This window comes from Pseudomonas sp. HD6422, from assembly GCF_025377065.1.
Taxonomy (GTDB): Bacteria; Pseudomonadota; Gammaproteobacteria; order Pseudomonadales; family Pseudomonadaceae; genus Aquipseudomonas; species Aquipseudomonas putida_U.
Genome location: NZ_JAHWIW010000003.1, coordinates 1 through 25,646, shown reverse-complemented (window position 1 = coordinate 25,646; position 25,646 = coordinate 1). Strand labels below are relative to the sequence as shown.

The following is a 25,646-nucleotide window of genomic DNA, read 5'->3' as shown; positions in this document are numbered from 1 at the left end:
AATCATATCTTCCAATTTGCCACAGTCTAATTTTTTGCGCTGGGCAACTTACGAATGGCGCGCCCTCAATTAGCCGTATAGTTTTTTGACCCTCATCCGAAATCTGTTGCTACCCCGTTGGCTGTTAGAATGGCAGGCCCGGGCACCGCCCTCCCCTGATTGGAAACCGTAGATGGCTTCTCAGCAGTACCGAGACACCGGCTTGAGCGCTCTGGCTGCCAAGCTCGACAAATCCACTCTTCCAGTGTCTGAACGTGCATGTCTCGTGACGTTGCCCGACGGTACCAGCCGACTGGGCGCAACCCAGGTTACGCAGTCCATCCACCACGGCGGGGAGTATGCCGGCGCCCTTTTCTGCCGAGTGGCATTTCGGTTCGCCGGCGAGGAGGCCGAGTATGCGAACGCCTACTCTTCGACTGAAGACGTTGTCTGGATGATCGTCGATCACAAAAAAGGCCTGATCCAATTCGGCCCTGATGAGGGAGTTTTTATCAGGCATCGAGGTCTGGGCATCGGCTCATACATCCTAGGGCAACTCCTTCGCATGCTTCATTCGGGCTCGATTCAAGGAAGCTGCCGAATCACCACTTCTAAGCTTCCTCTACACGGCGCGCTTTCTTGGCTTCCACCTGCGGAAGTAGTTCAGAATGAACAGCGCTTGGAGTCGGTCTTGAGAAGCGCTGGCTTCTACTACTCCTCTGCTGCAGGTGAGCGCGTGATTGGAGCTCGTAAGGCTTCAGATCTACGTTCGTACTGGAACGGTGAAAAGATCAGGTTTCTAAACCCCGCACAGCTATTCGATACCGCGGCCGCGGCTGTATCCGCTTGCGCCCAAACCAAGCTCGAAAACGAAGCACAGGCTCAAACAATTGAGGATTTGGGTAGAGACCTTTCGTTTGCCCGGGATGAGGTATCGAAAGTCACATCAGCTTTCGAGCTAGCTCTGTCCACGCATGCTTCTTTCGAGGAGGCTGGGCAGTTGCGGGAGGAGCAACTCAACGCCGAGATTAAATGCCTGAATGATGCCAAGGTCGAGCTGGAGCGCGAGCTAGAGGCCGCCCGTTTAGCCTTTCCAAACGATCAGTTGAGCAACCCCACTCCACCTCCGCAACCTGCACGAGTAGGTAGCGTTCCCAAATCCAGATTGGTCCTTGAGCTTGGGCAGTCTGCCAGAACTGCAGTCTGGGCCTACCTCGCCGCATTCTGTGTTCTCGGTATCTGTGCGTTAGCTGTCCTGGGCACTCGGTGAAAGGCGTGTTCTCAGTTTTCGGCTGTACCAGGGCTTGTGTAGCTTCCAGTCAGACGCGGGCTCATTGCTCCAGGGCACTATCTAAGGAACCAGTCATGACACCTACATCTGCTGCGATCTGTGATGCGATTCTCTCGTTTGGTTTCCAAGAGCCGAGGGCGGCCGGCAGGGGTACAGCGGATGTCTAAGCTACCGGTACTCTTAGGCCTGCTGGCCTTCGTCCTGATGGGGGCTTCCACTTTGGTTGCTTTCTTCAGGCCATACCAGTTCAAGAACAAGACTGGTGGAGATTATCGACCGACCATTGGAGTGAGTACTGTCATTGGGTTTTTAGCGATCGCCTGTGCATTTGCCGCTGGGGCCCTTACCTGACCTTGTAGGCCCATTCTGTACGCCTGGCTGTAATAGGCCGAACCCTCATGGCTATCAAAGCAGCAGCACTCCACAGGGGTTTTTTCAGCAGCCTCGTGACTGGCGACTCGGGTTACTGCATGGAATGACGGTTCTGGTAAGCGCCCTCCTCGCGCGTGCTCTAATACAGCCCTTCCCAGCAAAATTCCTCTGAAAAAGGCAGCCCGATATTGGCTAACGTCTGCCAGTCGGCATGGGCTATCCTCGCGCCCTTGAAAGTCGTGGGCTTGCGGTTATACCAGTGAGCTCTAATACACCAGCAGGAAATCGCATGAAACGCATCGCAGGTATCGCACTAGCAGTCTCCTTAGCCATCACCGCAGCTGGCTGCACCACGCACCTTGATTCCGGCCAGGAGCAGGAGTTCTCTGTCTATGAGAGCAAGGGCCTGGTGGTAAAAGAGAAATCTGTTGGGGTTGCTGCTGCCCTGGGAATCCTGCCAGCGGCTGGCTACTTTTACACTGGGCACCCTGTAAAAGGAGTTTTCAGCATTCCGCTTTGGGTCATTTCTCTGGGGCCCCTTTGGATGCCACTAGATAATGCCCAGAATGCCAGGCTGATCAATTTTTATGCGACGCGCAGTCAGGTCGAGCGTGATAAGGCAAAGGCGCTACGCGAGCTTGACCATCGGTTGGAGGACAGGGAGCTGACCTACGAACAGCACCTCCGTGAACAGCGCACGATCGAAGCCAAGTATTCGGCCTACTGATCTTGGCCCGGGAGGCCGAGTCCCTCCCGTTCACGTGTAAGAGGTGTTACAGATGAGCAGGATCCTGATCGTCGACGATTCACCAACTGATACCTATCTAGCAAAGAAATGTGCTGCTGGCCTCTTCACTGAAGTGAGGAGCGCTCACAACGTAAATTGCACATTCCAAGAGCTAGAGGCCTTTCAGCCATCGGTGATCCTCATGGACTGGACGTTGGATGACCTGAAGAATGGTATTTCTCTGATTGCCGAAATTCGTGAGCGGGAGGATGCCTCAAGCACAGTGCCGATCATTGTGTGTACCGGACGGGCTATGCCGGCTGACAAGCTGATCGCAGCGAACGCTGGCGCGTCAGCGTACATCGTGAAGCCCATTACGACCGAAGCTCTCGCAGAGGCGTGTGCACGAGTAATTCCCGGCTTCAAACCCACTTCAGCAGCCTAGGCAACGAGAACACCATCCTGGCCGCAGGATGCTGAGGCCCTTAGTTGTGGCTCGGTCTCCCGATCCCCCAAAGCAATATTTCGGGGCCTTGATATCGAGCTACGGAAACCTTGCTGGCCCTCACCGCCCTACCCCCAATCCAGGTTTCCAATTGGATGCAGCCTATCTGCATTTTGACCATGGTCTTTTGAGTCATTGTCTCGCTGGGCCTGTAAAATCAATGGATCAGATAGATGCTGATTCCTTGACCTTACTCCTGATAATGGTGCCCTTTGTTACCCTTCCTGGAACTGCTCGAGTACAACCCTGTTTTGTTTGCGAGCCTGGCTGGCGTCTTAGGCCTGCTTGTTGGTAGCTTTCTGAACGTGGTGGTGTATCGACTACCGATAATGATGGAGCAATCCTGGCTTCAAGACGCTCGGGAAGCCTTAGAGTTACCCCTTGCTGAAGAACCGACATTCAACCTCGCCTTCCCTTGCTCCAGCTGCCCCAACTGCGGCCACGCGATTCGCCCATGGGAAAATGTCCCCCTGATCAGTTGGCTCGCGCTTCGGGGAAAATGCTCCTGCTGCCAGTCACGAATCTCGATTCGCTACCCAATAGTTGAGTTGACCGCTGCCGTGCTTTCTTTTGCGGCAGCCTGGCACTTTGGGTTCGGCATTCAGTCAGCATCGGCCTTAGTCATGATTTGGGGCGCGATCGCCCTCTTTCTCATCGACCTGGACGAAATGTTGTTACCCGACGCTATCGTCATCCCAGGAATCTGGGTTGGACTGTTCGCGGCTTATCTTGGGGTTTTCACATCACTCAATGATGGCTTCATCGGGGCGGTGGGCGGATATTTGCTGTTTGGGCTCCCTGCTGGCGCTTACGCACTGATTCGCGGCCGCCAAGGCATGGGCAACGGCGACTTCAAGCTGATGGCCTTATTTGGAGCCTGGCTTGGCTGGCAGGCGCTTCCACTAATCTTCCTGCTTTCTACGGTATCTGGCGCTATCATCGGCACCATAGCTTCACGTACCCGGGAAGCACCATTCCCATTTGGCCCCTTCATCATCGTAAGCGGCCTTATTGCACTGTTTTACGAACACGACCTTTATGCGCTCTACGGTCAGGTGTTCGGCGTCGACTTAGGAGTATTTTTCTAGTGAGCAATCCAACCCAGAAAACCCCTCCTCGCCCGCTATTTGACACTGCTGAAGCACTGCTCGAGGACCTGTCAGCGTTTCGGGCTGAACGTCCGTCCCTGGTGGCGTACCTGGCGACCTTTTCCGGCTCCGTTGATGTTGAGGTTGACCTTCGACACGCACGCAGCTTTTTGAAGTCATACAGTGCTTCGCCTTCAACCTTCAAGAACTACCGAGGCTACCTCGAGCGGCTGATCCTTTGGAGCTGGATCATCAAGGGGAAGTCAGTGCTTGACCTGGTGCGAACTGATGCTGAGGCTTTCATTGCTTTTGACAAATCCCCTCCTGCTGCTTGGGTTGGTGCCGCGGCTACACGCCGGTTCACGCCAAAGGAAGGGTTGCTTGTGTTCAATGAGCGCTGGAGGCCGTACGGCGTCAAGGTGACCAAGGCCGATCGTATGCGCGCGAGTGAGCATGACGTTAAGCCGGTTTCTAAGAAGCGGTCCGCCGGCAGCGAGCAATTGATGTACTCGGTGTGCTGCTCATTCTTCGACTTCCTTCTGCAAGACGGTGTCGATATCGCGAACCCGTTCAAGTCGATCAAGCGGGTGAAAGAGACTCGCCTCAAGCGTCGCCCCAAGGCCCTTACCAAACTGCAGTGGGACTTCCTAGCCGGTGAGGCCGAAGCCATGGCAGACGAGGACCCTAAGCATGAGCGCACCTTGTTCATCGTCGTTGCGCTTTTCGCTATGTACTTGCGTGTCAGCGATCTCGCCGGCCGAGATAACTGGCAGCCAACCATGGGGTCGTTCGATAAGCGTGGTGATTCCTGGTGGTTTGACGTCATCGGCAAGGGGAACAAGGAACGTGACATCACTGTGAAGGATGACTTCATCCCTTACCTCAAGCGGTACCGCGAGAGCTTGGGCCTATCACCTCTCCCTCATAAGGGCGAGGACACCCCGCTGCTCTACACAGTGCACGGCCGGAGCGGCGTCACTGCGCGCCAGATCCGCAACATCGTCCAACCGGTCTTTGACCGGGCGCGGGCGAAGATGAAAGCGGAAGGCCACAAGGAAGAGGATTGCCAAGAGCTGATGGAGGTTACCCTCCACTGGTTGCGCCACACTGGGGCCACTTTCGATGCCGGGATTCGGGACTCAAAACATCTGCAGATGGACCTGGGTCACGAGAGTTTGTCGACCACCCAGGATATCTACTACAACGTGATCAACGAGGAGCGCGCGGCCAGTAACAGGGGCAGCATCAGAGGCCGCTGAACAACACCACCACCACAGGGTTACTTAGTCCACAGGCAGTGCAAATTTATGCTGCCTGTGCTGAGTCAATGTCTCGCCTCTCGGAGGCTTCTTTTTAAGGAGTGCTATTTGGCACGCCAGAGCGTGCCAAATAGCATTCAACAGGGCCGTCCGCAGCCTGTCGTCCTCGCCGGAAACGGTACGGTGAATGCGGGAAGTGATGAAGCTCGTTGGCAACCATTGCCGGGCATCGAGAATGAGGACACCGAAGACGCGATTCGTGCGCCTGGCTCAATATGGAAAAATGCCGATGGCAACTGAAAACCTCAAACCTCGTGCGAAGCGACTACGAGCCGCTATTGCTGAGCTGCTCAACGTTTCGGTCACCCATTCTCAATCCTTGGAGCTTGTGGCCAAAGAGGAGAACTACCCCAACTGGGATGCAGCGTGCGCCTGTGTTGGTAGGCAGGTGCTTAGCAATGCCCGAGTAACGTCATGCAGCATCCTGGTAGATATCCAGCGGGATCAGACACCTAGCATTGCATCAATCTTTGGTCGAGACGAAGCTGTTCCTCGTGAACTGAGCCGCCTGTTGGACCTATCGGATGGGAGCGGGGCTTTGGTGTTGGTTGCTGCGGCGACTTGGCAAGGGAAATCCACCACGGCCCGTCTAGTGATGAATGAATTTGGCCTGCGCAAAGAAGAGCAATCTTCCAACCTCGATAATCTCCGCAGGCTCAAGATCATCGATGAAGTGAGGGACGGGGATGGGGCTTTTCAAGCGGTAGCGTTGGCGCTTGCTGGGGTCAAGGTTGTGGCGACAATCCACGCTGTACATGGTGTTGAGCGATTGCGTGTGCTTTTGCGTCAACACCGGTTCGGCGAGTCGCTTCTAGATCGCCTTCTGGAGGGTGGCCAAGTCCTGTCCATTCAACAGGAGTTGGCTTGGATTGATCCCGAGTATCGTCAGCAATCACTGCAGATTCGAGATCAGTTTTCTGCTGCCGTCCGGGCTTTCATGCGCCTTGCCCCACAGAACGCCGATACGGCAGTAAAAAATTAGGCCTACCCAGCCCGGCCTTAGCCGGGCTTTCTTGCGAGGTAGCTGAGCGAGAAAATATTGGACGCATCCTGCTTCCGCGCGAATCCTTTGGATTAGTTGTCCGAGCTTCCTTCCTGCCACATCCAGGCGCTCAATTGCTCGTAGTTGTTGATGCGATAGACGGAGCCTGGGGTCCAGATGAAGCCGCAGCGCACGAAATGTCCATTGTCCTTTTCCTCAAGGGTCGACCTCGTACCAGGGCAAAGAGCTCCGTACCCCTCTTCACTTCTCCCCATGTCTTCGGTAATGGTCACATCGCGGGACAGTAGCGAGGTGTAGGTTGAACTGTTAACCCAATAAATACGCTCTACGAAGGCGAGCCCGCACCACAGGAGGCCGAGGGTTACGGTGCAGCACACCAAAAGGCCAAGAATGCGCTTCACGGCTAGCCCGTCACTTTCAGCAATGCGAACGCAATCGCGGCAGAAGCTGCGAGCCAAGCGATACAGCAAAGCCCGTGCTTACGGGACTTTGTGATCAGCCGCCCGTATTCATGTTCCTTCTCAAGAAGGTGTAGTGCTTGAAGAGACGGTGTTTGATACCCGGTCCTGTCAATCGATCGAAGCACCAGGAGGTGATAGCCAGATCTCATGGATAGACATGCAAAGATGAGCATCATCGCTGCCATCAGCAGCGGAGCATTGAGCATATATTCGAGGATGGTTGTCATCTGCTATCCAGTCGGTTCAGTGGGTCTTACAGGTTGTGAGGCAAAGCCCACGGCTGTATCTGCCACAGCTTTCGAGGGCGATCGGGCCTTCAGGTGTCTTGCTGCAAGTCTTGTTCGTTCTTGAACGCGCCGAGTACAGAGGCGCGGACAGAGACTGCACCCTTTGTTCGCTTGAGGTGCCTGGCGCATTCCATGCGATCAAGCTTCAGGACGTTCTCTAGAAGCCATTTATCCTCTTCGGCCGTCCATGAGCGGGCGACTGTCGTCTTTTTTATACCCATCGTTTGGGCTTTGTGCCGAACTCGTTCTGGCGACATGGCAAGCTTAGCCGCGCACCAGATTGACCCCTTGGTTGGGTAGTGCTTTTGAAGGAGGGTGATCTGTTTTTCAGTCCATTTCGTCTTGCCAACCTCTGCCGGCCTCACCGGCAGATAAATCAGACCATCTACCCATTCCCTGCCCTTGGCCTCGAATAGCCGGATCAGTCCGAGCCTGGAGAAATCAAACTCATGATCGGTAAGGAAGCGTAACCGCTTGCCCACGGCATAAGCGGGACGATTGATCAGCTTTCCTATCTCGGCATGTGTCAGCTTGTCGATGTTTTGCAGCAGGACCTGGTCATCTTGACCGCTCCAACCCGGGAAGATACCAAGTTGCTTGGGGCGTAGGCTTACGGCCGACATGCTCCTACCAAGCTGCTCCGCAACCCATGTCAACGGGTCGGTCTGAATGTGCTCGAGGAGGAAGATGGTTTCTTCTCTCGACCAACTGCTGAGTGTGTTAGAGACCTTGAGACGGCGCGCCCTGCTGGTCGTCTGGTAGTAGGTCATGCCCACCGCTTCGGCGATCTCAGCTACCGATTTGATGTGGTAGTGTTTTTTGAGATAGGCATCCTTACTTCGAGTCCATGTTGCTCGTTGCACTGGCGGAGGTGCCAAGAGCTCCTCTATCGGAGTCAGGTGGAGTGAACTTGCCTCCTCGTCAAACCTGGACGCAGAATCTGTAAGCAAGGTTGTGGTAGCGGATTCAGAGGTCTCGAATGGTTCACCCGCGGTGGTGCTGAGCTGTTCTGGAGCTTTAGGGGCGGCCTTAGTGGTCACCTCGTCAGCGACGAACTTGGTCGGCCTAGCCTGTCCCCTTGCGGCGGTTGCGCCGGAAACTGGCAATGGTGTGAGTGCCGGCCCTTGCATACTAGAAGGCAGGGTCGGCGCGGGCTGGTGAGTGCTTTTACTGTGTGCGAGGCCAAGGGTGATGGTCATCGCCTCAACGTCGTGTGGCGATCTCTCAAGCAAGCTCGATATGTAGGCCAGTGACTCAGGGCCTGTGTACTCCTGCCGCAGTATTCGTTCATCAGCGGCCGGCCATGCAGCGCCCTTGTTGCTCCTGCGTGGCCAGGGTCCAGTCCCGTTAGGTGGCATGTAAATGCCGGCAGCGATGGCTTGCAGATAGGTTTCCCGCACGGAATGCCTTGTTCGCCTTGCCGCGCCCTGAATTCCAAGCTTCGGGACGCTCTGCTCCAGCGTCTTCAGATCTTCAGGAGACCACTGTACCTTCATTTCTGCTTATCTCCATTTGCCTCCCTTGGGAGAGCATTGATTTGGGTCTGAGCCCAGCGCATGTCTTTTCACTGCAGGGTTTTGACTGTCGGACACAGTAATTTTAGTGCCCGCCAGTGCGCGCGCAACGGAGGTGGCTCCATCGTGCATTTTTAGGGGTTGTAATCTGCTCTCCAGAAGCCGCGGTTGCAAGTGTCTCAGTGTTTCAGCGGGTTTGATTCGTCCCTGAATGAGATGGAGATCAAACGCTGCCGCTCACTGTAGGATCGTCTGCGTCGAGGCAGTACTGGGGCGACAGGTAGACGGTTCAGACCTGATTTGAGGGTGAGGGTTTCGGCTTGTACCAAATAAACCAGCGCCCAGCCTTACCCCGTCCCGGTAAGGCTGGTCATTGCTACTCCCGCCACGACTACAGCTGCTTACGACGCTGGATCCTGAGCCTGCACGGTTGCCGACTCTTTGCGCGCTAGATCTGCGCGTATGAGGCCCAATTGGGCGTCAAGCGTATCTGCGCGGGACTGCTGTTCGATGGCCCGGGCCAGATTTGCGGCGGCGTCTTGTTTGGCGACCTCAAGCGACTGCTGGGCTGTCAGTAGCTGGGCATTCAAGGCCTGTGTTTGCTGCTGAGCAAGCTCGATCGCGGAATCGGCACGAGTTTGCTGGATAGCAGCTTGCTGTTGCGCCGCGCTCAGTGCGCTGCGTGCGTCTTCGAGTTTCCGCTGCAGGTCATCATGCTGGCTCTTAAGTCCCTGCAGGTCGGCCAGGCGGCCCTTGCTCTCCTCGCGCGCCCTATCAACCTCCCGGTGTGCGCGCTCCTCTACCCCTCGCACGTAGGTTTCTTGAGCGACTCTCGCCTGCTCGGCTTGTGCCTGTGTCTCTTGAAGCTCGCCTTGGAGGGCCTGGATTTGCTTCTGAAGCTCCTCCCGCAGGTCTTGCAGTTCGGTGCGCTGTTGGTGAAGGTCATCGATTTGAGCTAGGCGCTGTTCAAGCAGCTGATTCAGATCGCTGAGTCGTGTTTCGGCGGCCTGTCGAGCAGTCACCGCCTCTGCGGTCTGCTGCCTAGCCTGAGCGGCTTCGAGCCTTACTCGTGCTTCCAGCTGTGCAAGTTGCTCACGCTCGTTGGCCAGCACCTCACGCTGGCCAGCGACTGATTGCTCTACTACAGCCTGGGCCATCGTTGTCGCCTCTTGCCAGATGGCCACAAAAGCTTGCGCCACTCCCGCCGGCAGGCCTGGCAAGCGGCTCTCGCCGCGCAACCGCCCAGCCAGCTGTTCCCACCATTGATCAAGCAGAGCTCCGACGCGGGCCGGGCTACCGCGGCCCAGCTCCAGGCGCACGCGCTCTACTGTCGGCCGCTCGCCACGGCTCAATACCGCATCCGCCGCTGCGAACACGTCGTTTTCAGGCACTCCTGGCGCCATACCCTGCCCTCAGCTAGTGTATTGTATGGATAAGTGTTGTTTATACCGACCTAAATTTTCTTACCGTAATAAAAAATACGGTGCACGTATGAAAATACCACATCCTGAAATCATTGCACCTTCGAATGCCCTTTTCGTACACGAACTGGAAGAAGCAACCCGCGCAGCGGCTGAAGCATTTATCGCTGCTGGTACGGCCGCAAACACCGTGCGCAGCTACCGCAGCGCCCTCAACTACCTGTCTGCCTGGCTCCAGTTGCGCTATGCCCGGGCGCTGGGTGACGGTCCACTAACCCCAGAGTCGGCAGTGCAATTCATCCTGGATCACTTAGCTCGACCTGACGGAAGCGGTGCCTGGTCTCATCTACTGCCAGCTGACCTGGATGCAGCGCTTGTCGCTTCGGGCGCTAAAGGGAAGCTCGGCCCGTTGGCGTTCAATACCGTCACCCACCGGCTTGCCGTCCTCGCCAAGTGGCATCAGATAAATGCATGGGAGAATCCCTGCGACCATTCCTCCGTCCGTACACTGCTGCGTGAAGCCCGTAAGGCCCAAGCGCGTCAAGGTGTGTCAGTCCGAAAAAAAACGGCAATAGTGCTCGAGCCAATGCAGGCCATGCTCGCAACCTGCACCGACGGGATACGTGGAGTGCGAGATCGTGCGTTGTTGCTGTTGGCTTGGAGTGGTGGCGGCCGGCGTCGCTCTGAGGTAACAGGTCTGCAAGTCGAGGACCTGCGCAAATTGGACGACCACACCTGGTTGTATGCTTTGGGGTCTACCAAAACCGACACCGGTGGCGTCAAGCGAGAAAAGCCCCTTAAAGGGCCTGCGGCCCAAGCATTAAGTGCATGGCTTCGAGTCGCACCGGCGGAAAGTGGCCCATTGTTCCGTCGGTTGTATCGCGGGGGTATTGTTAGCCCCGAGGGATTGGCCAGCGAACAGGTCTCCCAAATCGTCAAACGCCGCGCAAAACTGGCAGGACTTGAAGGGGATTGGGGTGCTCACAGTCTTCGGTCGGGTTTCGTGACCGAAGCCGGCCGCCAAGGGGTCCCGCTCGGCGAAGTGATGGCAATGACTGAGCACCGGAGCGTTGGAACAGTGATGGGCTATTTCCAGGCGGGTTCTTTGCTGAATAGCCGGGCGACCTCGTTGATGCCGTCCGACGAAGAGAGTGATGAATAGTTGAAAGAGTACGAATGCTCTAGTACGCGTCGTTTGGCCTCTCCAGCTAGAAAACGAAGCGTTCCTTTGGGTTGCATTTTTCCGCTATCAGATTAGCCTCTCTACGCTCAGCTGATACTAAGATTAAGCTCCCTGGCTCCTGATTGGCCCCGGGTGTGTGAAGTAGAGCAAGAGACAATGAACCTGGATGACCTTCGTACCGCCCTTGCTGCAGCAACGCAGATGCAACTGCATGCGCTCGAGGAGTCGCATTGGCGATACATGACCCTAATTGGCAGTGTGAATGGGGTTGTGCCCACCGGGGTGGCTGCAGCGGACCGCACTGCCTATCCGCAGTATGCAAAAAAGCCTGGGAGCAGAACGAGCTTCAGTGAGGAGGATTGCATCACGTTCATGATGCACATCACTGGCCTGTCATCGGCAATGTGCGCAGCCTGGGCAGATCCTGATTTTTACCTGATAAATAGTGCTTATCTATAGTATCAACCGTCTAGCAAGGTTTGGGATGCTGAAATTGCCGCCACCATATTGGCGGCCGTCTCATAGGCGGTTCGAGCAGAGTCAAGCCTTAAATTTTGGCGAATGGCTGTATTTCCATTCACTATACGTCAGTGCATCCAAGGGTGTGCATCCACGGCCAATTTTCCTCTCCCCTAAGGTTCCTGACCTTATTGACGATCTCCTCGGACAGCCGATGATCAATACTATTTAGTATGCGTTCACGGGTTTCAATGATATGACCTCGAGCTTCTAATTCCTTCTCGGTTAGGCTTGTCCAACTCCTCCGACTGCAACCGGACTTTGCATTAGATCCCCCGGCCAAGCGGATCGCTACTCAAGTCGCATACGTGGCACTTGAGGCCGAGCTCTGCAGCAGGTCTACACGTGGTCCACGGTGATCGATCGCGTGCTGGCTCTTGAAGCGATCCTCACAGGCCTTCTGTAGGCACTAGGGAACCTCATAGCTTCGTCGTGGTGCTTCTGGCACGCGTCGAAGCCGGTTGAAATGGATCCACATTCACAGAGGACCTGACCATGACTACCCGCGCCACAACTGCTGGAATTCCCCCAGTCTTCAACGTTGCTTCTGCAAATGCCGCAGGAGACGCCGTGAAAAAAGCGCTGGCCGCCTTGAACATCGGATATGAGTTGGAAATTGGTCGCGGCAGCTTCTCAGGGAGTGAGCTCTCCCTGCAGCTTAAAGTGCGCCTTCCCGGCGGGCACAACCCGGAGCAGGCCATGTTCGAGCTGATGTGCAAGAGACACGGCTTTGATCCGGCCGCCAAGCTACATTCGGCGGGCTTCGGTAACTTTACTCTCGAAAGTTATCACCCGCGCCGGCCCAAGTATCCATGGACTGTAACCCTCGAGACCGGAGCGCAGTACAAGTTCACCACTGAGGCCGTCAAGGATGCATTTGCTCGGCTGAAGAGTTGAGGATGATTGGGTATTAAAGCAATGCAGGCGCTCGCCTCAGCGCCTGAAAACGGCATTTCACTAAGTCGGTCAAATGCAGTTTTTATTCCGCAATCTTCACGTATAAGACTACTTGAGGTAGCAATTAGGGGGTACGCAGGGCCTGGCAGCGGGCAGTTCAGGCTTTAACGGTTGTGTATTGACCTGCGCTGCTACCTGGGAAGTGACCCAATTTAGGCGTTCTGAGTCGAGAAGCGTCACTATCGTACCCCCGCCGCATTGTGAAGAGAGGCCTGACCCTCGTGAAGCGATCCCAACTAAGCGGTACTGGCCGTACTGGCTCCTCACATACACTGGGCCGCCACTGTCACCTGGGCAGGCATCGAATTCACCTTGAGGATCTTTTGCAAACAGTTCGCGGCCAGCTCTACAACTCGCGGCCCCGGGTACTGGGGATGGGGTGCACCTTGCAGAAGCAATTGGCACGTCGGCGAACAGTTTGCGGCCACGGTTTGCTTGGCCGTCATCACCGAATCCGACGAATCGGACATACCTTGCGTCGTTGAGACCACTAAGTGACGAGATTGCAATAGGATTAGCAGGAGAGACGAATTCAGATTTCAGCTTGATTACCATCAAGTCACGGCCTCCAAGGTTTCTACCTTGTTTCACTGCGCTTTCATCCATCACCGCAAAAGAAGCAACGGCAGCCGATTGGACTACCGGGGTACCAGTCGGAGGCTTTTTTGAGTAACCCCCCGTACCTAGGCTAAGCGCCTGGCTCAAGCTGGTTGCAGCGGTAACCCTTACAGGCACCAAACTACGGTATCCGCAGTGCGCCGCTGTCAGTACCGCATTTTTGCCGATAAGCACGCCCGTGCAGTACGCCTGTTCTGATTCGCTTACGAATTCCACCACAACAGTTTCAGTGAAGTCGTTAACGCCGGCTTCGGCGCCCCCTTTAACCAGAATGTCCGCGCCCCTGTCGACAGACCCCCATCCCATAATCTGCTCATGTCCGTTGGCAGTCAGTATCACCCCCAAGGCGCCGAGAACTATCCATTTCAACCTTTTCATTTTGGCACCTTGCAGTCCTTTGGATCATTCAAGAAAGCGACTGGAACACCCATTTGTGAAAAGAGTGGCTCAGCGGAAGCTACCGATGCTGCCGCTGTAACCCTGGCTGATGCGAATGCGACTACAGCTGCTCTCTTAGCGTTAAAATTGCTATCTGGCGTGGCGATACATGTGTCATAGGCGGCCTGGGCTGCATTCACATCGGATATGGCAGATACAACCGCGGCGGCGGCGTTGGTGCGCGCAGTGTTTTCAGCGGTTCTCGCTGCCTCCTCAGCAGTAGCTCGTTTAGCAGGGTCGATTGATTCAACATACTGCTTAGCCGTGGTTTCAGCGGACCCTTCAAGCGCAGTGCCTAATACACTAAGGAGCTTGCTGCCGGCAGTGGTCTCAAGTAGTCCGGCTACCAATGTAGTGGGTGTAGACTTGTCTGGCGGCAGGGTATACCAAGGGCTATCCCACGCGTCTCGGCCGTCGCCTTTGCCATTTGGAGCAAGCAGATCCGAGCTAACCCATGCCTGGCCGAGAGGCACGTCCGATTGCAGCACGGAATAGCCATTTTTCAGATTTTCGATAACTGATTTGGATGCATCGAATCCTGAAACGGTTAGAACAATTGCTTTGGCCTTTGAGCTTGGCCACCAGCTTTTTCCCAAGCGTTCCCCGTAATAAAATGCCCTTAGGCGAAAGGCTACCTTAGCGCCGTCAGGAGATCGGATGACTTTCATCTCGGCGAAGAATCGTGGCTTTTCGGCTAGCATCGCCCCGCTGCTTGCTAGTTTGGTCTTTGCATCGTCCAAGACTTGAGGTAAGGCGGCGACCCAGTCTTTCGAAGACTCCCCGTCTCCGCCATTTGCTCTCGCTATGGCCAGCCATGGCAACGGCAAGAGATTCTCTAGCTTCACTGAAGGATCTTGAAAATCAGCAGAATCGGTGAAAACTTTGCCATAAACCACATGGAGGCACCCACTTACGTCCTCGCCCTTGTCAAAATTCAGACTTGAGGCAAACTTGGCATCCGAGTCTTCACCATACGCCTTCAACCCGGTTCCAATAGCCGTTATGCCACCAGAAATAACATTGGTCAGCAGCGGCAACAGTAGAGGGCTAATCTTGTCCGCGTCAGTGTTGAGGCATTCGCCATGAAATACCCTAAATCCAGAGGCTGTTCCTCCAGAAATATTAAGTGGCTCTGCGCTGTCATTTTTTTTCTGGGTTTGAAGGCTCGCACAACCCGTAACAAGCCCTGAAATTAGAGCATAGCAAGCCAATGTACGACTCATACTCATCGTCATCACCCCTTCACTTTTAACCGACCGAGTTCTAAGCCCCGGTCAAAGCGCCGGAGCACTCATCTCAGATTAGCTTGCGCGTTAAATTCTGCTGTTCAAGTGGATCATTTTTCTCGAGAGCCTTTGGGCACCTCGCTGAGGACTGCCTGAGGGGGCGGTGCCATGGCCTGTTTATTGATTGGCCTGGCCGGAGAACCCCTCAATTGAATTCAGAGTCCGAATTTCAGTCGCGTCGCCGACCAAGCGATAGTCGGCAGCTTCAATGCCATCGGGGCGAATGAACTGAACCGCTCCCGGCCCCATCAGACCGTTCAACTCAAGCAGCGTGCGCACTTGCAGTCCACCACCGGTGAGATCCACTCGTATGAGCTTGATATCCCTCACTGCTGAGCGGACTTTTTGCGAGGCCGCGGCGAGGTGAGACAAGCCGCTATTGGCTGCCCAATCTGCGTACCAGTCGATTAAAGCTGGAGTGCCGGCAGTTCTAGATTCAGCGATTGCTGCGGCCAAACGATCAGGTGTTGAGACAACACTCCACGAAAGCTCTTCCCCCTTGGAAACCCCAAGAGGGTTTAAGGGATCAGCTTCTCCCTTGAGCATCCCAAGCCAGGCTGTGGCGCCGTACGCGAGTGTCAGCCCAGCCAAGGCTTTGGTCACTCGTGATGACGCACGAGGGTTAAACACCCCTAGGTTAATCGCTATGCCCACGGCCAGCACGCCATATAGGCCGAGCGTCAACGGATCGGGCAAAACCCGGCCGGCAATCCAAATTGCGACGATGCCCAGCAAGACGGCATTAACCTGCCTGGCCCCGGGCATCCATGCTCGAGGTCGGGAAGTCAATTGTGAGGTACCGACAACCATCACGATAACCGGGCAGACCATGCCCAGGGCGAATGCCATGATTTCGATCACCCCGCCCGCTTTGTTACCACCAGCGCGGAGATACTGCATCGAACTGGCAAGGGACTCAGGGACATACGGCGTCACTACGATGGTAGTTAGCCCTGCAAGAGCAACCGATGAAACCGCTGGGGTCAGCCTGGATAGGGCTTTGATCAACCGGTTCACTGTGTCTGGGACTGTGGCGCTGTCACGCAATGACATGGTTATGCCCAGCAGAAGCAGGATCGCCGAGCAGGGAATGAGTACTGGAGGCGACTGGAGGGCCCCCTGGATGTACACCCCAGGGCTGAACCATGCGATCGAGGCGTTGATAATGGAGTAGCCAACCAAAAATGAAACAGAAAACACCAGGCCTCGATCGACCCTGCTACGAAACGTCATTCCATTTCGAAGCAGCACGAAGCTCAATATAGGTGCCGCAGCGAGGGCCCATGGTGTGAGTACTAACCCCAGTCCTGACGCTAACGCCATCAAAACTCGCCACCAACTCCATTCAGCGGATGCCGCACTGCCGGCGCCGTTGGCAATTTGAATTTCCTTGTAGTCAGGCGGATAACAAAGGCCTTTCTCCGCACAACCTTGGAAGCCAACCCGGACGGTAAATCCCCCTGCACCATGGTTCTCGACCGGTACACGCGCTGATACAGCTCCGTGGTAGACCAGCACGTTACCGAAATAGGGATCAGTCTTGGGGTTTGGGGAGCAACGGAACAGAAAGTGCACTTAAGCCCTGCCATTTCCTCTCAGCGCCATAATCCAGGACCTTCATCTCCATCTCTCCTTGATTCCGTACTTAACTACGGAGATAGAGTCGACTCGTGGGTAGAAAACCCGAGAGGAGGCTGTTATGAAATACCTAAGACTACTGCTGATAGTTGGTGCGACTCTGCTGTCATCCACCGTATGGGCCGAGAGCGGGAGCGACCGTTCAATCGAGCGAATCGCCGCTATGCGCGACAAGGCTGAGGCGGCCTTGGTGGCGGAAACCGCCAAGAAGATTGAGCAACTGGGGGCCACGGCGGCTGGCCGGGTCGAGGCGCAGCCCGGCTGTCCGCCTGCAAAGTAGAACATGAGCTGCTGATGCAGTACTAACCTGTGGCCTATGCAAGTGCTCCTTTGGCCATTCAGCGGCGCTCAATGAGCGCCGCTGTTTTGCCAAGCGCAAGCCGACCCCGGAGGTGCCTCACGCATCGGGAAATCCTCGGTTAACGCGCGGAGTCAGCGCAGTTCCTTTTCCCCCTGCAGCGAAACGATCAGCGGACAGGAAACCGTCCCGTGGCTCGCACAACAATCGTGAACCAGCCGCGCCAACACCGACTCGATCCGCCGCAGATCCGCGAGTTTCCCCCGCACATCCTCGAGCTTCTGCTCGGCGAGCACGCGCGCTTCGTCGCAGTGAGCGCCGTCATCCAATCGCAACAGCCCGGCCACCTCATCGAGGCTGAAGCCCAGTCGTTGCGCGGATTTGACGAATTTCACCCGGGCCACGTCCGCCTCGCCGTAGCGGCGAATGCTGCCGTAGGGCTTGTCCGGTTCGGGCAACAGCCCCTTGCGTTGATAGAACCGGATGGTTTCCACGTTGACCCCGGCCGCCTTGGCGAAGGCGCCGATGGTCAGGCTTTCCACAGTGTTTTCCATACTGCTTGACTCCGTACTTGACTACGGAAGTAACCTTAAACCATCGCTCACATGCTCGAAAGGAGAAATGCATGTCTGAACCATCAAACGGGCGCGCCCCTCTTGTCGCCGGGGGGCTTGCGGCGATTCTCGCCTCGACTTGCTGTCTTGGGCCGCTGGTTCTGATCGCACTGGGATTCAGCGGGGCCTGGATCGGCAACCTGACCGTGCTGGAACCTTACCGCCCGCTCTTCATCGGTGCGGCGTTAGTCGCGCTGTTCTTCGCCTGGCGACGCATTTTCCGCCCGGCTCAAGTCTGCAAACCGGGTGAGGTCTGCGCCGTGCCCCAGGTACGCACCACCTACAAGCTGCTGTTCGGGCTGGTAACGGCCTTGGTGCTGGTCGCGCTCGGCTTCCCCTACATCCTTCCCTTGTTCTACTGATCAGGAGTCCGCCATGAAAAAACTGCTTGCATCCTTCGCCCTCGCCACCCTAGTCGCCGCACCTGCCTGGGCGGCCACGCAGACCGTCACTCTGGCGGTGCCGGGCATGACCTGCGCCGCTTGCCCGATCACGGTGAAGAAGGCGCTGACCAAGGTCGAGGGCGTGACCAAGGCCGAGGTGAGCTATGAGAACCGCGAGGCCATCGTCACCTTCGATGATGCCAAGACCAATGTCCAGGCGCTGACTAAGGCGACCGAGGACGCCGGCTACCCGTCCAGCGTCAAGCAGTAGGCGGGCATTCCGATGGCAAACCCTTTCAATTTGTTCACGCGGATCGGTGACAAAGCCGGGTCCGTTGGCGTGCTGATTTCTGCCATAGGCTGTGCCTCGTGTTTCCCCGCCCTTGCCGGTCTGGGGGCCGCGATCGGTCTGGGCTTTCTGAGCCAGTGGGAAGGCCTGTTCATCACCACGCTGCTGCCGTTATTTGCCGGGCTGGCCCTGCTCGTCAATGCCCTCGGCGGGTTCAGTCACCGGCAGTGGCGACGCGCTGCGCCTGGCCTGATCGGCCCGGCCCTGGTGCTGATAGCGGTGTATTTGATGCTGGCTCACGGCTGGCGGAGCGGCTGGCTGCTCTATATCGGCCTGGCCCTCATGTTTGGGGTGTCCATCTGGGATCTCGTGTCGCCCGCCCACCGCCGTTGCTCCCCGACGTCCTGTCCGACTCCGCCAAAATGAAGGAATAACACTATGACCAAACTACAAATCGTCGGCATGACCTGCGCCTCCTGTGTCGAGCATGTGAAAGAGGCCTTGGAGAAGATCCCCGGCGTGCATCGGGCGGATGTTTCCTACGCCAGCGGGAAGGCCGAACTGAAGGTCGACGAGGGCGTAAGCCGTGAACAGATGCAGGCCGCCGTCGAGGCCCTGGGGTATCGAGCGGCGTTCGAAGACGCCACGGCACCTACCCGCTCAGGCCTGCTCGACAAGGCGCGGGGCTGGTTGAGCGGCAGCATTGGCGCCGGGAAAGATGGCGACAGGCTCCACGTGGCGGTCATCGGCAGCGGTGGCGCCGCCATGGCGGCCGCGCTCAAGGCGGTGGAAGGCGGTGCGCGCGTCACCCTGATCGAGCGCGGCATCATCGGCGGCACCTGCGTCAACGTTGGCTGCGTGCCCTCCAAGATCATGATTCGCGCCGCGCATGTGGCCCATCTGCGGCGCGAGAGCCCGTTCGACGCCGGACTGTCCACCACGAGCCTGACCGTCCTGCGCGAGCGGTTGCTCGCCCAGCAACAGGGTCGTGTCGACGAACTGCGCCACGCCAAGTACGAAGGCATTCTGGAGAGCACGCCGGCGATCACCCTGGTACGCGGCACCGCCCGTTTCCAGGACGGCCGCACGCTCAGCGTGGAACTGGCCGAGGGCGGCGAGCGCATCGTCGCCTTCGACCGCTGCCTGATCGCCACCGGCGCGAGCCCGGCCGTTCTACCGATTCCCGGACTCAAGGACACCCCGTACTGGACCTCGGACGAGGCGCTGGCGAGCGACACCATTCCTAAGCGGCTCGCCGTGATCGGCTCCTCGGTGGTGGCGGTGGAACTGGCGCAGGCCTTTGCCCGGCTGGGCAGCAAGGTCACGGTCCTGGCACGCAGCACGTTGTTCTTCCGCGAAGATCCGGCCATCGGTGAAGCGCTGACGGCAGCCTTCCGTATGGAGGGCATCGAAGTGCTGGAACACACGCAAGCCAGCCAGGTGTCCCACGTCGACGGCGAGTTCATCCTGAGCACCAATCATGGCGAGCTGCATGCCGACCGACTACTCGTCGCCACCGGCCGCACGCCCAACACCCAAGGCATGAATCTGCAAGGCGCCGGCGTGAAGCTGGACGAACGCGGTGCCATCCAGATCGACTCGGGCATGCGCACCAGTGCCCCGGATATCTATGCGGCCGGCGACTGTACCGACCAGCCGCAGTTCGTCTACGTGGCGGCGGCCGCAGGCACCCGTGCGGCGCTCAACATGACCGGCGGCGAGGCGAAGCTCAATCTCGACGCCATGCCGGCCGTGGTGTTCACCGATCCGCAGGTGGCCACCGTGGGCTACAGCGAAGCGGAGGCGCACCACGCCGGCATCGAGACCGACAGCCGCACCTTGACCCTGGATAACGTGCCACGCGCACTGGCCAACTTCGACACGCGGGGTTTCATCAAGCTGGTCATCGAGGAAGGTAGCGGACGGCTCATCGGCGTGCAGGCGGTGGCCCCGGAGGCGGGCGAACTGATCCAGACCGCCGCCATCGCCATCCGGGCGCGGATGACGGTGCAGGAACTGGCCGACCAGTTGTTCCCCTACCTGACGATGGTCGAGGGGCTGAAGCTCGCGGCGCAAACCTTCGCCAAGGACGTCAAGCAGCTGTCCTGCTGCGCCGGGTAATGAGCGCGCGAGGTTGAAGCATGAACGACACGGCAAGCGATCTCGGCAGTCGCGACAGCCTGCGCAAGACCTGGCAGGTAATCAGCTTATGGGGGCTGCCTGCCGTCGTGGCGACCATAGCGCTTGTTCTGGCGGATCGACGCCCTGCGTTGTTCCTGGCAGCGAGCGCCGCGCTACTCGTGATGGGCGGCGCCTGCCTGGTCAACGCCGCGCGCTGTCGCCGCCTTCACTGCTACATCACCGGGCCGTATTTCCTGATGCTCGCGCTGGGTGCGCTGCTGGCTTATGGGTTTGCCCCAAACGGCGAGTATCACTCCCGGCTGTGGTTGCTCCTGGCACTAGGGGTTACGCCATTGCTCATCTGGCTACCTGAACGCCTAGCCGGAAGGAAATATCTGAGCGCCCTAGTTTGCGGGGAAGACCGGGAGTGTCGGTGATGAATGCCTACACCATATCCAGACTGGCCGAGGACGCGGGCGTCAGCGTGCATGTGGTGCGCGACTATGTGCTGCGTGGCTTGCTGCACCCCGCGCGGCGCACGGAGAGCGGTTACGGCATTTTCGATGAGCGGTCCCTGGCGCGTCTGCGCTTCGTGCGCGCCGCCTTCGAGTCTGGTATCGGGCTCGACGAATTGGCACGGCTCTGCCGGGCGCTCGATGCGGACGATGGCGCCGACTTGATCGGCTGCGTCGAGTGCCTGCTCCGGCTAGTCACGGCACGGCAGGCGGCCTTAGCCGCAGTGGCAACCCAGCTGGCCGGGCTGACTCATTGCGCCGGCGAAGGTTCTGCCTATGCGTAACGCCGATCACGTTGAGTCAAGCAAGGTCTTCCGCTGGCGTGCTTACACCTGGGGCGTGCTCGCCGCGCTCACCTGCCCTTGCCATCTGCCGGTGCTGGCATTGCTGCTTTCGGGGACAGCGGCCGGCGCGTTCGTCAGCGAGCAGTGGAGCCTCGCGACGCTCGTGCTGGCGGTTTTCTTCATCCTCTTCCTGCGAGCGGCATTGCAGGCCTTTCGGAAGCGACCGTGACCCGCTCGGAGCACGGCGCGACCACCACTGCCGAGTTGGGCAGGGAGGCTGCAGGTCGATCGGCGCTCAGTCACGGGGGGAAAGCGTTGCTAGGTTTTCTTGGACGATGGAGGAACCCCCATCATGAACACAAACAACACCTCCACCATCAGCTGCTGCGAATGCTGCAAGGACATTCCCCTTGACGCCGCACTGACGCCGGAAGGTTCCGAGTATGTCGTGCACTTCTGTGGCCTGGAGTGCTATCAGCGTTTCATGTCGCGAGCAGATAAGAGGGCGGCATCCGAGCCTGATCACCCCTGCACACAAAAGGTCAGTACCCGTCAGGACGGCTAATTCGCGCTGCACCGGAAAAGTGGCTCTTGCTGGTCGCAGAAAGCGTGAGCCCGAGGACTCCGTCAGTCGCAATCCGTCTGAGCTGGAAGTGGCATCGAGTGCGGTGCCCGGCCGATTTCGAACCCAGGCCGTTACACCTACTGGTCGTCGTCCGGATTGCGCAGCGGCCGCAGTTCGCCGCGGGTAACCTCTTCCGGCACCGCGAAGGAGTAACGGCCCAGCATGTTGATGTGCTCGTGGATCAGTGGCGAGAGCCGCGCGACATCCTCCTCCAGCACCGGGTAGCCGTGCTGCCTGAGCCGTTCTACGGCCGCCGTCATGTAGAGGGTGTTCCACAGCACGATGATGTTCACCACCAGGCCGAGGGCGCCGAGCTGGTCCTCCTGGCCTTCGCGGTAGCGCTGGCGCAGCTCGCCGCGTTTGCCGTGGAACACGGCGCGGGCCAGGCTGTGGCGGCCTTCGCCCCGGTTCAGCTGGGTCAGGGTGGCGCGGCGCTTGGACTCGTCGTCGATGTAGGTCAGGGTGTGCAAGGTCTTCTCGATGCGACCGAACTCAGCCAGCGCCTGGGCCAGGCGGGTGGGACGATCCCCTGTTTGCAGGGTGCGCATGATGCCGGTGGCCGGCACTCGGCCGAGCTTGAGCGAGCCGGCCAGGCGTAGCAGGTCGTCCCAGTGCTCGGCGATCAGATCGAGCTTGACCGACTGCCGGGCCAGGCCGTTGAGTTTGCCGTAATCCGCCTCCGGGCGCGTGCGCCAGAAACGGGTACCGCCGACGTCGGCCAGGCGCGGGCTGAAGTGGTAGCCGAGCAGGCGGAACAGCCCAAACACCACATCGCTGTAGGCCCCGGTGTCGGTCATGATCTGCGTCGGCTGCAACTCGGTCTGCTGTTCCAGCACCACGGCCAGCAGCACCAGGCTGTCGCGCAGGGTGCCGGGCACGGTGATGGCGTTGAGGCCGGAGAACTGATCGGAAATCAAGTTGTACCAGGTGACGCCCCGGCCGGTGCCGAAATACTTCGGGTTGGGGCCAGCATGCACGGTGCGCACCGGTACCACGAAGCGCATGCCATCGGCGGAGGCGACCTCGCCGCCGCCCCAGACCTGGGCCAGCTCCAGTTGGCTCTGCGCCCCCACCAGAATGGCGTTTGCCACTGACAGCGTGTCGTCACGGATATAGTTCTGGCTGACCCAGGACAGCCGGTCGCGGCGTAGCGCCTGATTGTCGGTGCGGATCAGCGGCTCCAGGCCGGTGTTGCAGGCCCCACCCAGCAGCACCGCGCAGAGGCTGGTGACCAGGTTGTCGGCCCGCGCATTGCGCTCGGACACATGGGTGAAGGCCTCGGCGAAGCCGGTGCGAGCGGCGATTTCCAAGAGGATTTCCGGCAGATCGACACGCGGCATCAGATCAGCCACGGCTGCTCGCAGTTGCAGCAGCGAGTTCGGCTCCTCCAGCTTGTCCAGTGTGCCGAGCGAGAGCTCGGTCTTGCCCTCGGCGTTCTCGCTCAGCTGGATCGCGGGGTTGTCGGGTAGGCGGGCCGCGACCGCCTGCCAGGTCGCATCCAACTCGGCGCTCAGCGCATCCAAGGTGGTGCCGGCGTCAATGGTCAGGCCCAGCGAGCGGCAGATGATCGGCCGCGCCGCCAGCCATTCGGCACCGTCGAGCAGGCCGAGACGCGGGTCGGCATAGCGCCAACTGGGCGAGACGAACACGTCGCGCCGGCGCAGGGCCGTGCGCAGCGCATCGAGCGTGCAGAACACATAGGCGCCCATGTCGAGGGAGCCATCCTCGCGGGTAATGTGCTTCTGCCAAGCCTTGGCCACGATCTCCTGCGGCGCGTCATCCTCCGGTTTCCGGCGGGGCAGGTTCAGCTGCAACCAATCCAGGCCGGCGACCACGCCTTTGCCGGCCGGGCTGAAGCCGAAGCGGATGTGCTTGAGCAGGTCGGGCAGGAAACGGCGCACACTGCGGTAGCGCGCCTCCAGGGCGAGAAAATACACATCGTCAACCGGGCGGATCAGCGCATTGACATCTTCCAGGGCTTTCTCCAGCGAGGCCCTCGGCAGGTCGTTGAACAGCCGGGCGCGCACGTTGTCATCGCTGATTGAGCTGTCCAGCACGACCTTGCACGCGGCGGCGAGCGTCGCCGCCGAGCGATCCAGGTCTTTCAGGCTGCGCATGCGGGCTTTCTTGTCGGCCTTCTCCGCGTTGCTGAACAGGTCGCGTAACAGCGCTTCCAGGACCTCCAGGGCGTCGTCGTGCGCGGTGGCCTCCAGGCACAGGGCGAACGCCACCAGTGTCGCCATCCGCCGCGACGCCGGCAGCCGGTTGATCGCCGTGACCTTGGCGGTGTTGGCGAAGCGAGCCAGGGCCGCGATACGGCTGGGCGGGATGTGCGCCGCCGCTGGCAAGGCGATGCCGATGCCGCGCACGTCATCAAGCCGGCGCAGCGCCCGAATCAGTGCGGGGCCACTGACCATCACCGGGCCGGAGCGCAGTTGATCCAGCCGGGAACTGCGGTTGCCTTCGGCGACCAGCAGCAAGTCCTGTAGCTGCTGCCGTTGCGCCTCGCTCACACTGCGGCCAAGGGTTAGCCAGAGGCGTTCTTCGACCCGGCTGCGCAGTTGGGCGATGAACCGTTCCAGAACGGTGACGCCGGGCAGTAAAACCTTGTGCGTCAGCAACCAGGTCGTCGCCCGATTGAACAACTCGCCAGGACGATCTGTCCCTGTCCAACAGAGCGCATACAGCCAGCGGGCAAGTCGAAAGCCGACGCTGGAATCAGCAAACACCCGATAGCCGTAACGCTCCTGAATCTCGGCGGCATGACGTTGACGTTGGCGGGTTTCGGCATAGGCCAGGATACAAGTTGGATCGGTAATGCCTAACTGGCGACTGAGCGCTTGCAGCACCTCTTGGGGGACGGCTGAAAAGTCGTCGGGAAAAGTGCCCAGGTAGCGGATGCTGGTCAGTTGGGTGGCGTAGCCAAGGCGGTTGTGCTCGCCGCGCAGCGGTAGGAGGATTTTGTGGTCGTCGTCGCTCAGGTGGAAGTAGCGTTCCAGCTCCTCACGACTGGGGGCATCGACATAGCGGCCAAAACCGTCGCGTTGCTCCTGGGTCAGAAAACCGACCGGCATCGATCACAGCACCTCGGCGCAGAACACGGCGGGCGTGACAATCCGCGTGCGTTCGATGTGCCCGCGTTGCAGCAGGCCGGCGCGGCGATCACCGGTCACCAGGTAGTCCGCATCGCCTGCCAGGGCCATGGCCAGCAGAAACGAGTCATCCGGATCATCGGCTTCGACCTCGATGGTCAGACGCTCCAGTACCACAGCCCGTTGCAGGTTATTGATCATGGCTCCCACTTTGGCGGGCTGAAGGATGGCCTGGAGCTTGGGGTAGCGGCTGGCTCGGCGGATTTCATCGAGCTGCATCCGCGAGGTCACTACCTCGAAACGCGCCGCCCGCCAGGCACGGTAGATCGCATCGGGCGCGCCATGCGGCGAGATCAGTGCGCTGAACAGGATGTTGGTATCCAACACGACCCGCATCAGCGCTTACGTGCCCAGTCGAGCGCTTCGTCAACCGCTTCGGTCAGCTCTGCCTCGCTCAGATGGGCATTAGCGGCCTTGGCCTGTTCGGCCGTCAGTTCCAGGATGTGGGCCCGCACCGCCTCTTCAATGAAGCGCGACAGGTCGCCTTTCCGGCCACCGCCCTGGCTGGCCAGAAACATCCGAAGCGACTGGTCGGTGTCGGCCGAGACGGCGACATTCCAGCGAATCGTATTCATGGCGTTCCCCGCTAGTAGGTGTTTGTGTGTTTATACGCCAATCACAAAGGGCTATGCAATGGTTCAAAAAAACCTTCGTTTTGCCGAACTTTAAGTGGACAGGAATCGTGTCATTTTCAGAAGACGACTGCACCAGTTGATTGGGCGTAATGGCTGTTGTGCAGCCAGCTCCTGACAGTTCAAT

30 protein-coding genes are annotated in these 25,646 nt (G+C 58.6%); 19 read left to right on the top strand and 11 right to left on the bottom strand.

From position 1 onward, the window contains the following. Positions 1-172: 172 nt before the first annotated feature. From KY379_RS02420 to KY379_RS02390, 7 genes are all read left to right on the top strand, one after another. A complete protein-coding gene (locus KY379_RS02420) occupies positions 173-1,249 on the top strand; it encodes a hypothetical protein (RefSeq protein ID WP_084851916.1) in 1,077 nt (358 codons plus the stop codon). Positions 1,250-1,931: 682 nt separating this feature from the next. Continuing rightward, a complete protein-coding gene (locus KY379_RS02415; protein ID WP_084851907.1) occupies positions 1,932-2,369 on the top strand; it encodes a hypothetical protein in 438 nt (145 codons plus the stop codon). Between the two features lie 52 nt (positions 2,370-2,421). Further along, positions 2,422-2,814 carry a response regulator gene (locus KY379_RS02410; RefSeq protein WP_084851906.1) on the top strand — a complete coding sequence of 131 codons (393 nt, stop codon included), beginning with the start codon at positions 2,422-2,424 and terminating at the stop codon, positions 2,812-2,814. Positions 2,815-3,086: 272 nt separating this feature from the next. Continuing rightward, positions 3,087-3,962 (top strand): prepilin peptidase, encoded by an 876-nt coding sequence (locus KY379_RS02405; RefSeq protein ID WP_084851905.1) that lies wholly within the window; start codon positions 3,087-3,089, stop codon positions 3,960-3,962. Next, positions 3,962-5,221: a tyrosine-type recombinase/integrase gene (locus KY379_RS02400; RefSeq protein WP_224372674.1), complete on the top strand. Its 1,260-nt coding sequence runs from the start codon at positions 3,962-3,964 to the stop codon at positions 5,219-5,221. Before KY379_RS02405 ends, KY379_RS02400 begins: the two co-directional genes overlap by 1 nt. Before the next feature lie 108 nt (positions 5,222-5,329). Further along, the gene (locus tag KY379_RS02395; RefSeq protein WP_139813925.1) at positions 5,330-5,521 is read left to right on the top strand and encodes a hypothetical protein; all 192 of its coding nucleotides are present in this window, start codon (positions 5,330-5,332) and stop codon (positions 5,519-5,521) included. Further along, on the top strand, positions 5,511-6,263 hold the full coding sequence (locus KY379_RS02390) for a glyoxalase superfamily protein (RefSeq protein ID WP_084851904.1): 753 nt from the start codon (positions 5,511-5,513) through the stop codon (positions 6,261-6,263). The genes KY379_RS02395 and KY379_RS02390 overlap by 11 nt, the downstream gene beginning before the upstream one ends. A gap of 92 nt (positions 6,264-6,355) precedes the next feature. Here the strand turns inward: KY379_RS02390 and KY379_RS02385 are convergent, their stop codons facing one another. The 4 genes from KY379_RS02385 to KY379_RS02370 all read right to left on the bottom strand — a co-directional run bounded on the left by KY379_RS02385 (position 6,356) and on the right by KY379_RS02370 (position 9,949). Then, positions 6,356-6,685, bottom strand: coding sequence for a hypothetical protein (locus tag KY379_RS02385; RefSeq protein ID WP_191087933.1), 330 nt, complete (start codon positions 6,683-6,685; stop codon positions 6,356-6,358). A gap of 2 nt (positions 6,686-6,687) precedes the next feature. Next, entirely contained in the window at positions 6,688-6,972 is a 285-nt protein-coding gene (locus tag KY379_RS02380) for a hypothetical protein (protein ID WP_084851903.1), read from the bottom strand. Positions 6,973-7,061: 89 nt separating this feature from the next. After that, a complete protein-coding gene (locus KY379_RS02375) occupies positions 7,062-8,528 on the bottom strand; it encodes a hypothetical protein (RefSeq protein WP_084851902.1) in 1,467 nt (488 codons plus the stop codon). Between the two features lie 419 nt (positions 8,529-8,947). Next, positions 8,948-9,949, bottom strand: coding sequence for a DNA-binding protein (locus KY379_RS02370; RefSeq protein WP_261238980.1), 1,002 nt, complete (start codon positions 9,947-9,949; stop codon positions 8,948-8,950). A gap of 88 nt (positions 9,950-10,037) precedes the next feature. Between KY379_RS02370 and KY379_RS02365 the strand changes: the two genes are divergently transcribed. The 3 genes from KY379_RS02365 (at position 10,038) to KY379_RS02355 (ending at position 12,566) form a co-directional block, all read left to right on the top strand. Continuing rightward, on the top strand, positions 10,038-11,129 hold the full coding sequence (locus tag KY379_RS02365; protein ID WP_102059597.1) for a site-specific integrase: 1,092 nt from the start codon (positions 10,038-10,040) through the stop codon (positions 11,127-11,129). A gap of 177 nt (positions 11,130-11,306) precedes the next feature. Then, on the top strand, positions 11,307-11,609 hold the full coding sequence (locus KY379_RS02360; protein WP_102059596.1) for a hypothetical protein: 303 nt from the start codon (positions 11,307-11,309) through the stop codon (positions 11,607-11,609). A gap of 555 nt (positions 11,610-12,164) precedes the next feature. Then, on the top strand, positions 12,165-12,566 hold the full coding sequence (locus tag KY379_RS02355; protein WP_145994190.1) for a hypothetical protein: 402 nt from the start codon (positions 12,165-12,167) through the stop codon (positions 12,564-12,566). 108 nt (positions 12,567-12,674) lie between these two features. Here the strand turns inward: KY379_RS02355 and KY379_RS02350 are convergent, their stop codons facing one another. From KY379_RS02350 to KY379_RS02340, 3 genes are all read right to left on the bottom strand, one after another. Beyond that, a complete protein-coding gene (locus KY379_RS02350; RefSeq protein ID WP_102059594.1) occupies positions 12,675-13,622 on the bottom strand; it encodes a S1 family peptidase in 948 nt (315 codons plus the stop codon). Further along, the gene (locus tag KY379_RS02345) at positions 13,619-14,905 is read right to left on the bottom strand and encodes a hypothetical protein (protein WP_256819883.1); all 1,287 of its coding nucleotides are present in this window, start codon (positions 14,903-14,905) and stop codon (positions 13,619-13,621) included. The genes KY379_RS02350 and KY379_RS02345 overlap by 4 nt, the downstream gene beginning before the upstream one ends. 180 nt (positions 14,906-15,085) lie before the next feature. Beyond that, the gene (locus KY379_RS02340; RefSeq protein WP_261238981.1) at positions 15,086-16,543 is read right to left on the bottom strand and encodes a protein-disulfide reductase DsbD domain-containing protein; all 1,458 of its coding nucleotides are present in this window, start codon (positions 16,541-16,543) and stop codon (positions 15,086-15,088) included. Positions 16,544-16,667: 124 nt separating this feature from the next. On the opposite strand from KY379_RS02340, the gene KY379_RS02335 reads away from it, so the two are divergent. Beyond that, complete coding sequence (locus KY379_RS02335) at positions 16,668-16,886, top strand: co-regulatory protein PtrA N-terminal domain-containing protein (protein WP_004574529.1); 219 nt, start codon at positions 16,668-16,670, stop codon at positions 16,884-16,886. Between the two features lie 152 nt (positions 16,887-17,038). On the opposite strand, the gene merR is transcribed toward KY379_RS02335, so the two are convergent. Further along, the gene (merR, locus tag KY379_RS02330) at positions 17,039-17,458 is read right to left on the bottom strand and encodes an Hg(II)-responsive transcriptional regulator (RefSeq protein WP_004574528.1); all 420 of its coding nucleotides are present in this window, start codon (positions 17,456-17,458) and stop codon (positions 17,039-17,041) included. Positions 17,459-17,529: 71 nt separating this feature from the next. On the opposite strand from merR, the gene merT reads away from it, so the two are divergent. From merT to KY379_RS02290, 8 genes are all read left to right on the top strand, one after another. Continuing rightward, positions 17,530-17,880 (top strand): mercuric ion transporter MerT, encoded by a 351-nt coding sequence (gene merT / locus KY379_RS02325; protein ID WP_004574527.1) that lies wholly within the window; start codon positions 17,530-17,532, stop codon positions 17,878-17,880. A gap of 13 nt (positions 17,881-17,893) precedes the next feature. Beyond that, positions 17,894-18,172 carry a mercury resistance system periplasmic binding protein MerP gene (merP, locus tag KY379_RS02320; RefSeq protein ID WP_004574526.1) on the top strand — a complete coding sequence of 93 codons (279 nt, stop codon included), beginning with the start codon at positions 17,894-17,896 and terminating at the stop codon, positions 18,170-18,172. 12 nt (positions 18,173-18,184) lie between these two features. Next, positions 18,185-18,616, top strand: coding sequence for an organomercurial transporter MerC (merC, locus tag KY379_RS02315; RefSeq protein WP_004574525.1), 432 nt, complete (start codon positions 18,185-18,187; stop codon positions 18,614-18,616). Positions 18,617-18,628: 12 nt separating this feature from the next. Next, a complete protein-coding gene (gene merA, locus KY379_RS02310) occupies positions 18,629-20,311 on the top strand; it encodes a mercury(II) reductase (RefSeq protein WP_004574524.1) in 1,683 nt (560 codons plus the stop codon). 20 nt (positions 20,312-20,331) lie between these two features. Beyond that, entirely contained in the window at positions 20,332-20,748 is a 417-nt protein-coding gene (locus tag KY379_RS02305) for a hypothetical protein (RefSeq protein WP_004574523.1), read from the top strand. Continuing rightward, entirely contained in the window at positions 20,748-21,110 is a 363-nt protein-coding gene (merD, locus tag KY379_RS02300) for a mercuric resistance transcriptional repressor MerD (protein WP_004574522.1), read from the top strand. The genes KY379_RS02305 and merD overlap by 1 nt, the downstream gene beginning before the upstream one ends. Beyond that, the gene (gene merE / locus KY379_RS02295) at positions 21,103-21,339 is read left to right on the top strand and encodes a broad-spectrum mercury transporter MerE (protein ID WP_004574521.1); all 237 of its coding nucleotides are present in this window, start codon (positions 21,103-21,105) and stop codon (positions 21,337-21,339) included. Before merD ends, merE begins: the two co-directional genes overlap by 8 nt. A 123-nt stretch (positions 21,340-21,462) precedes the next feature. After that, complete coding sequence (locus KY379_RS02290) at positions 21,463-21,675, top strand: DUF3330 domain-containing protein (RefSeq protein WP_004574520.1); 213 nt, start codon at positions 21,463-21,465, stop codon at positions 21,673-21,675. 137 nt (positions 21,676-21,812) lie between these two features. Here the strand turns inward: KY379_RS02290 and KY379_RS02285 are convergent, their stop codons facing one another. From KY379_RS02285 to KY379_RS02275, 3 genes are read right to left on the bottom strand one after another with little or no spacing between them, the layout of a single operon-like run. Continuing rightward, positions 21,813-24,809, bottom strand: a complete 2,997-nt coding sequence (locus KY379_RS02285) for a Tn3 family transposase (protein WP_004574519.1) — start codon at positions 24,807-24,809, stop codon at positions 21,813-21,815. A 3-nt stretch (positions 24,810-24,812) separates the two neighbouring features. Then, on the bottom strand, positions 24,813-25,223 hold the full coding sequence (locus KY379_RS02280) for a putative toxin-antitoxin system toxin component, PIN family (protein ID WP_004574518.1): 411 nt from the start codon (positions 25,221-25,223) through the stop codon (positions 24,813-24,815). Further along, positions 25,223-25,462, bottom strand: a complete 240-nt coding sequence (locus KY379_RS02275) for a ribbon-helix-helix domain-containing protein (protein WP_004574517.1) — start codon at positions 25,460-25,462, stop codon at positions 25,223-25,225. The genes KY379_RS02280 and KY379_RS02275 overlap by 1 nt, the downstream gene beginning before the upstream one ends. Positions 25,463-25,646 lie beyond the last annotated feature (184 nt).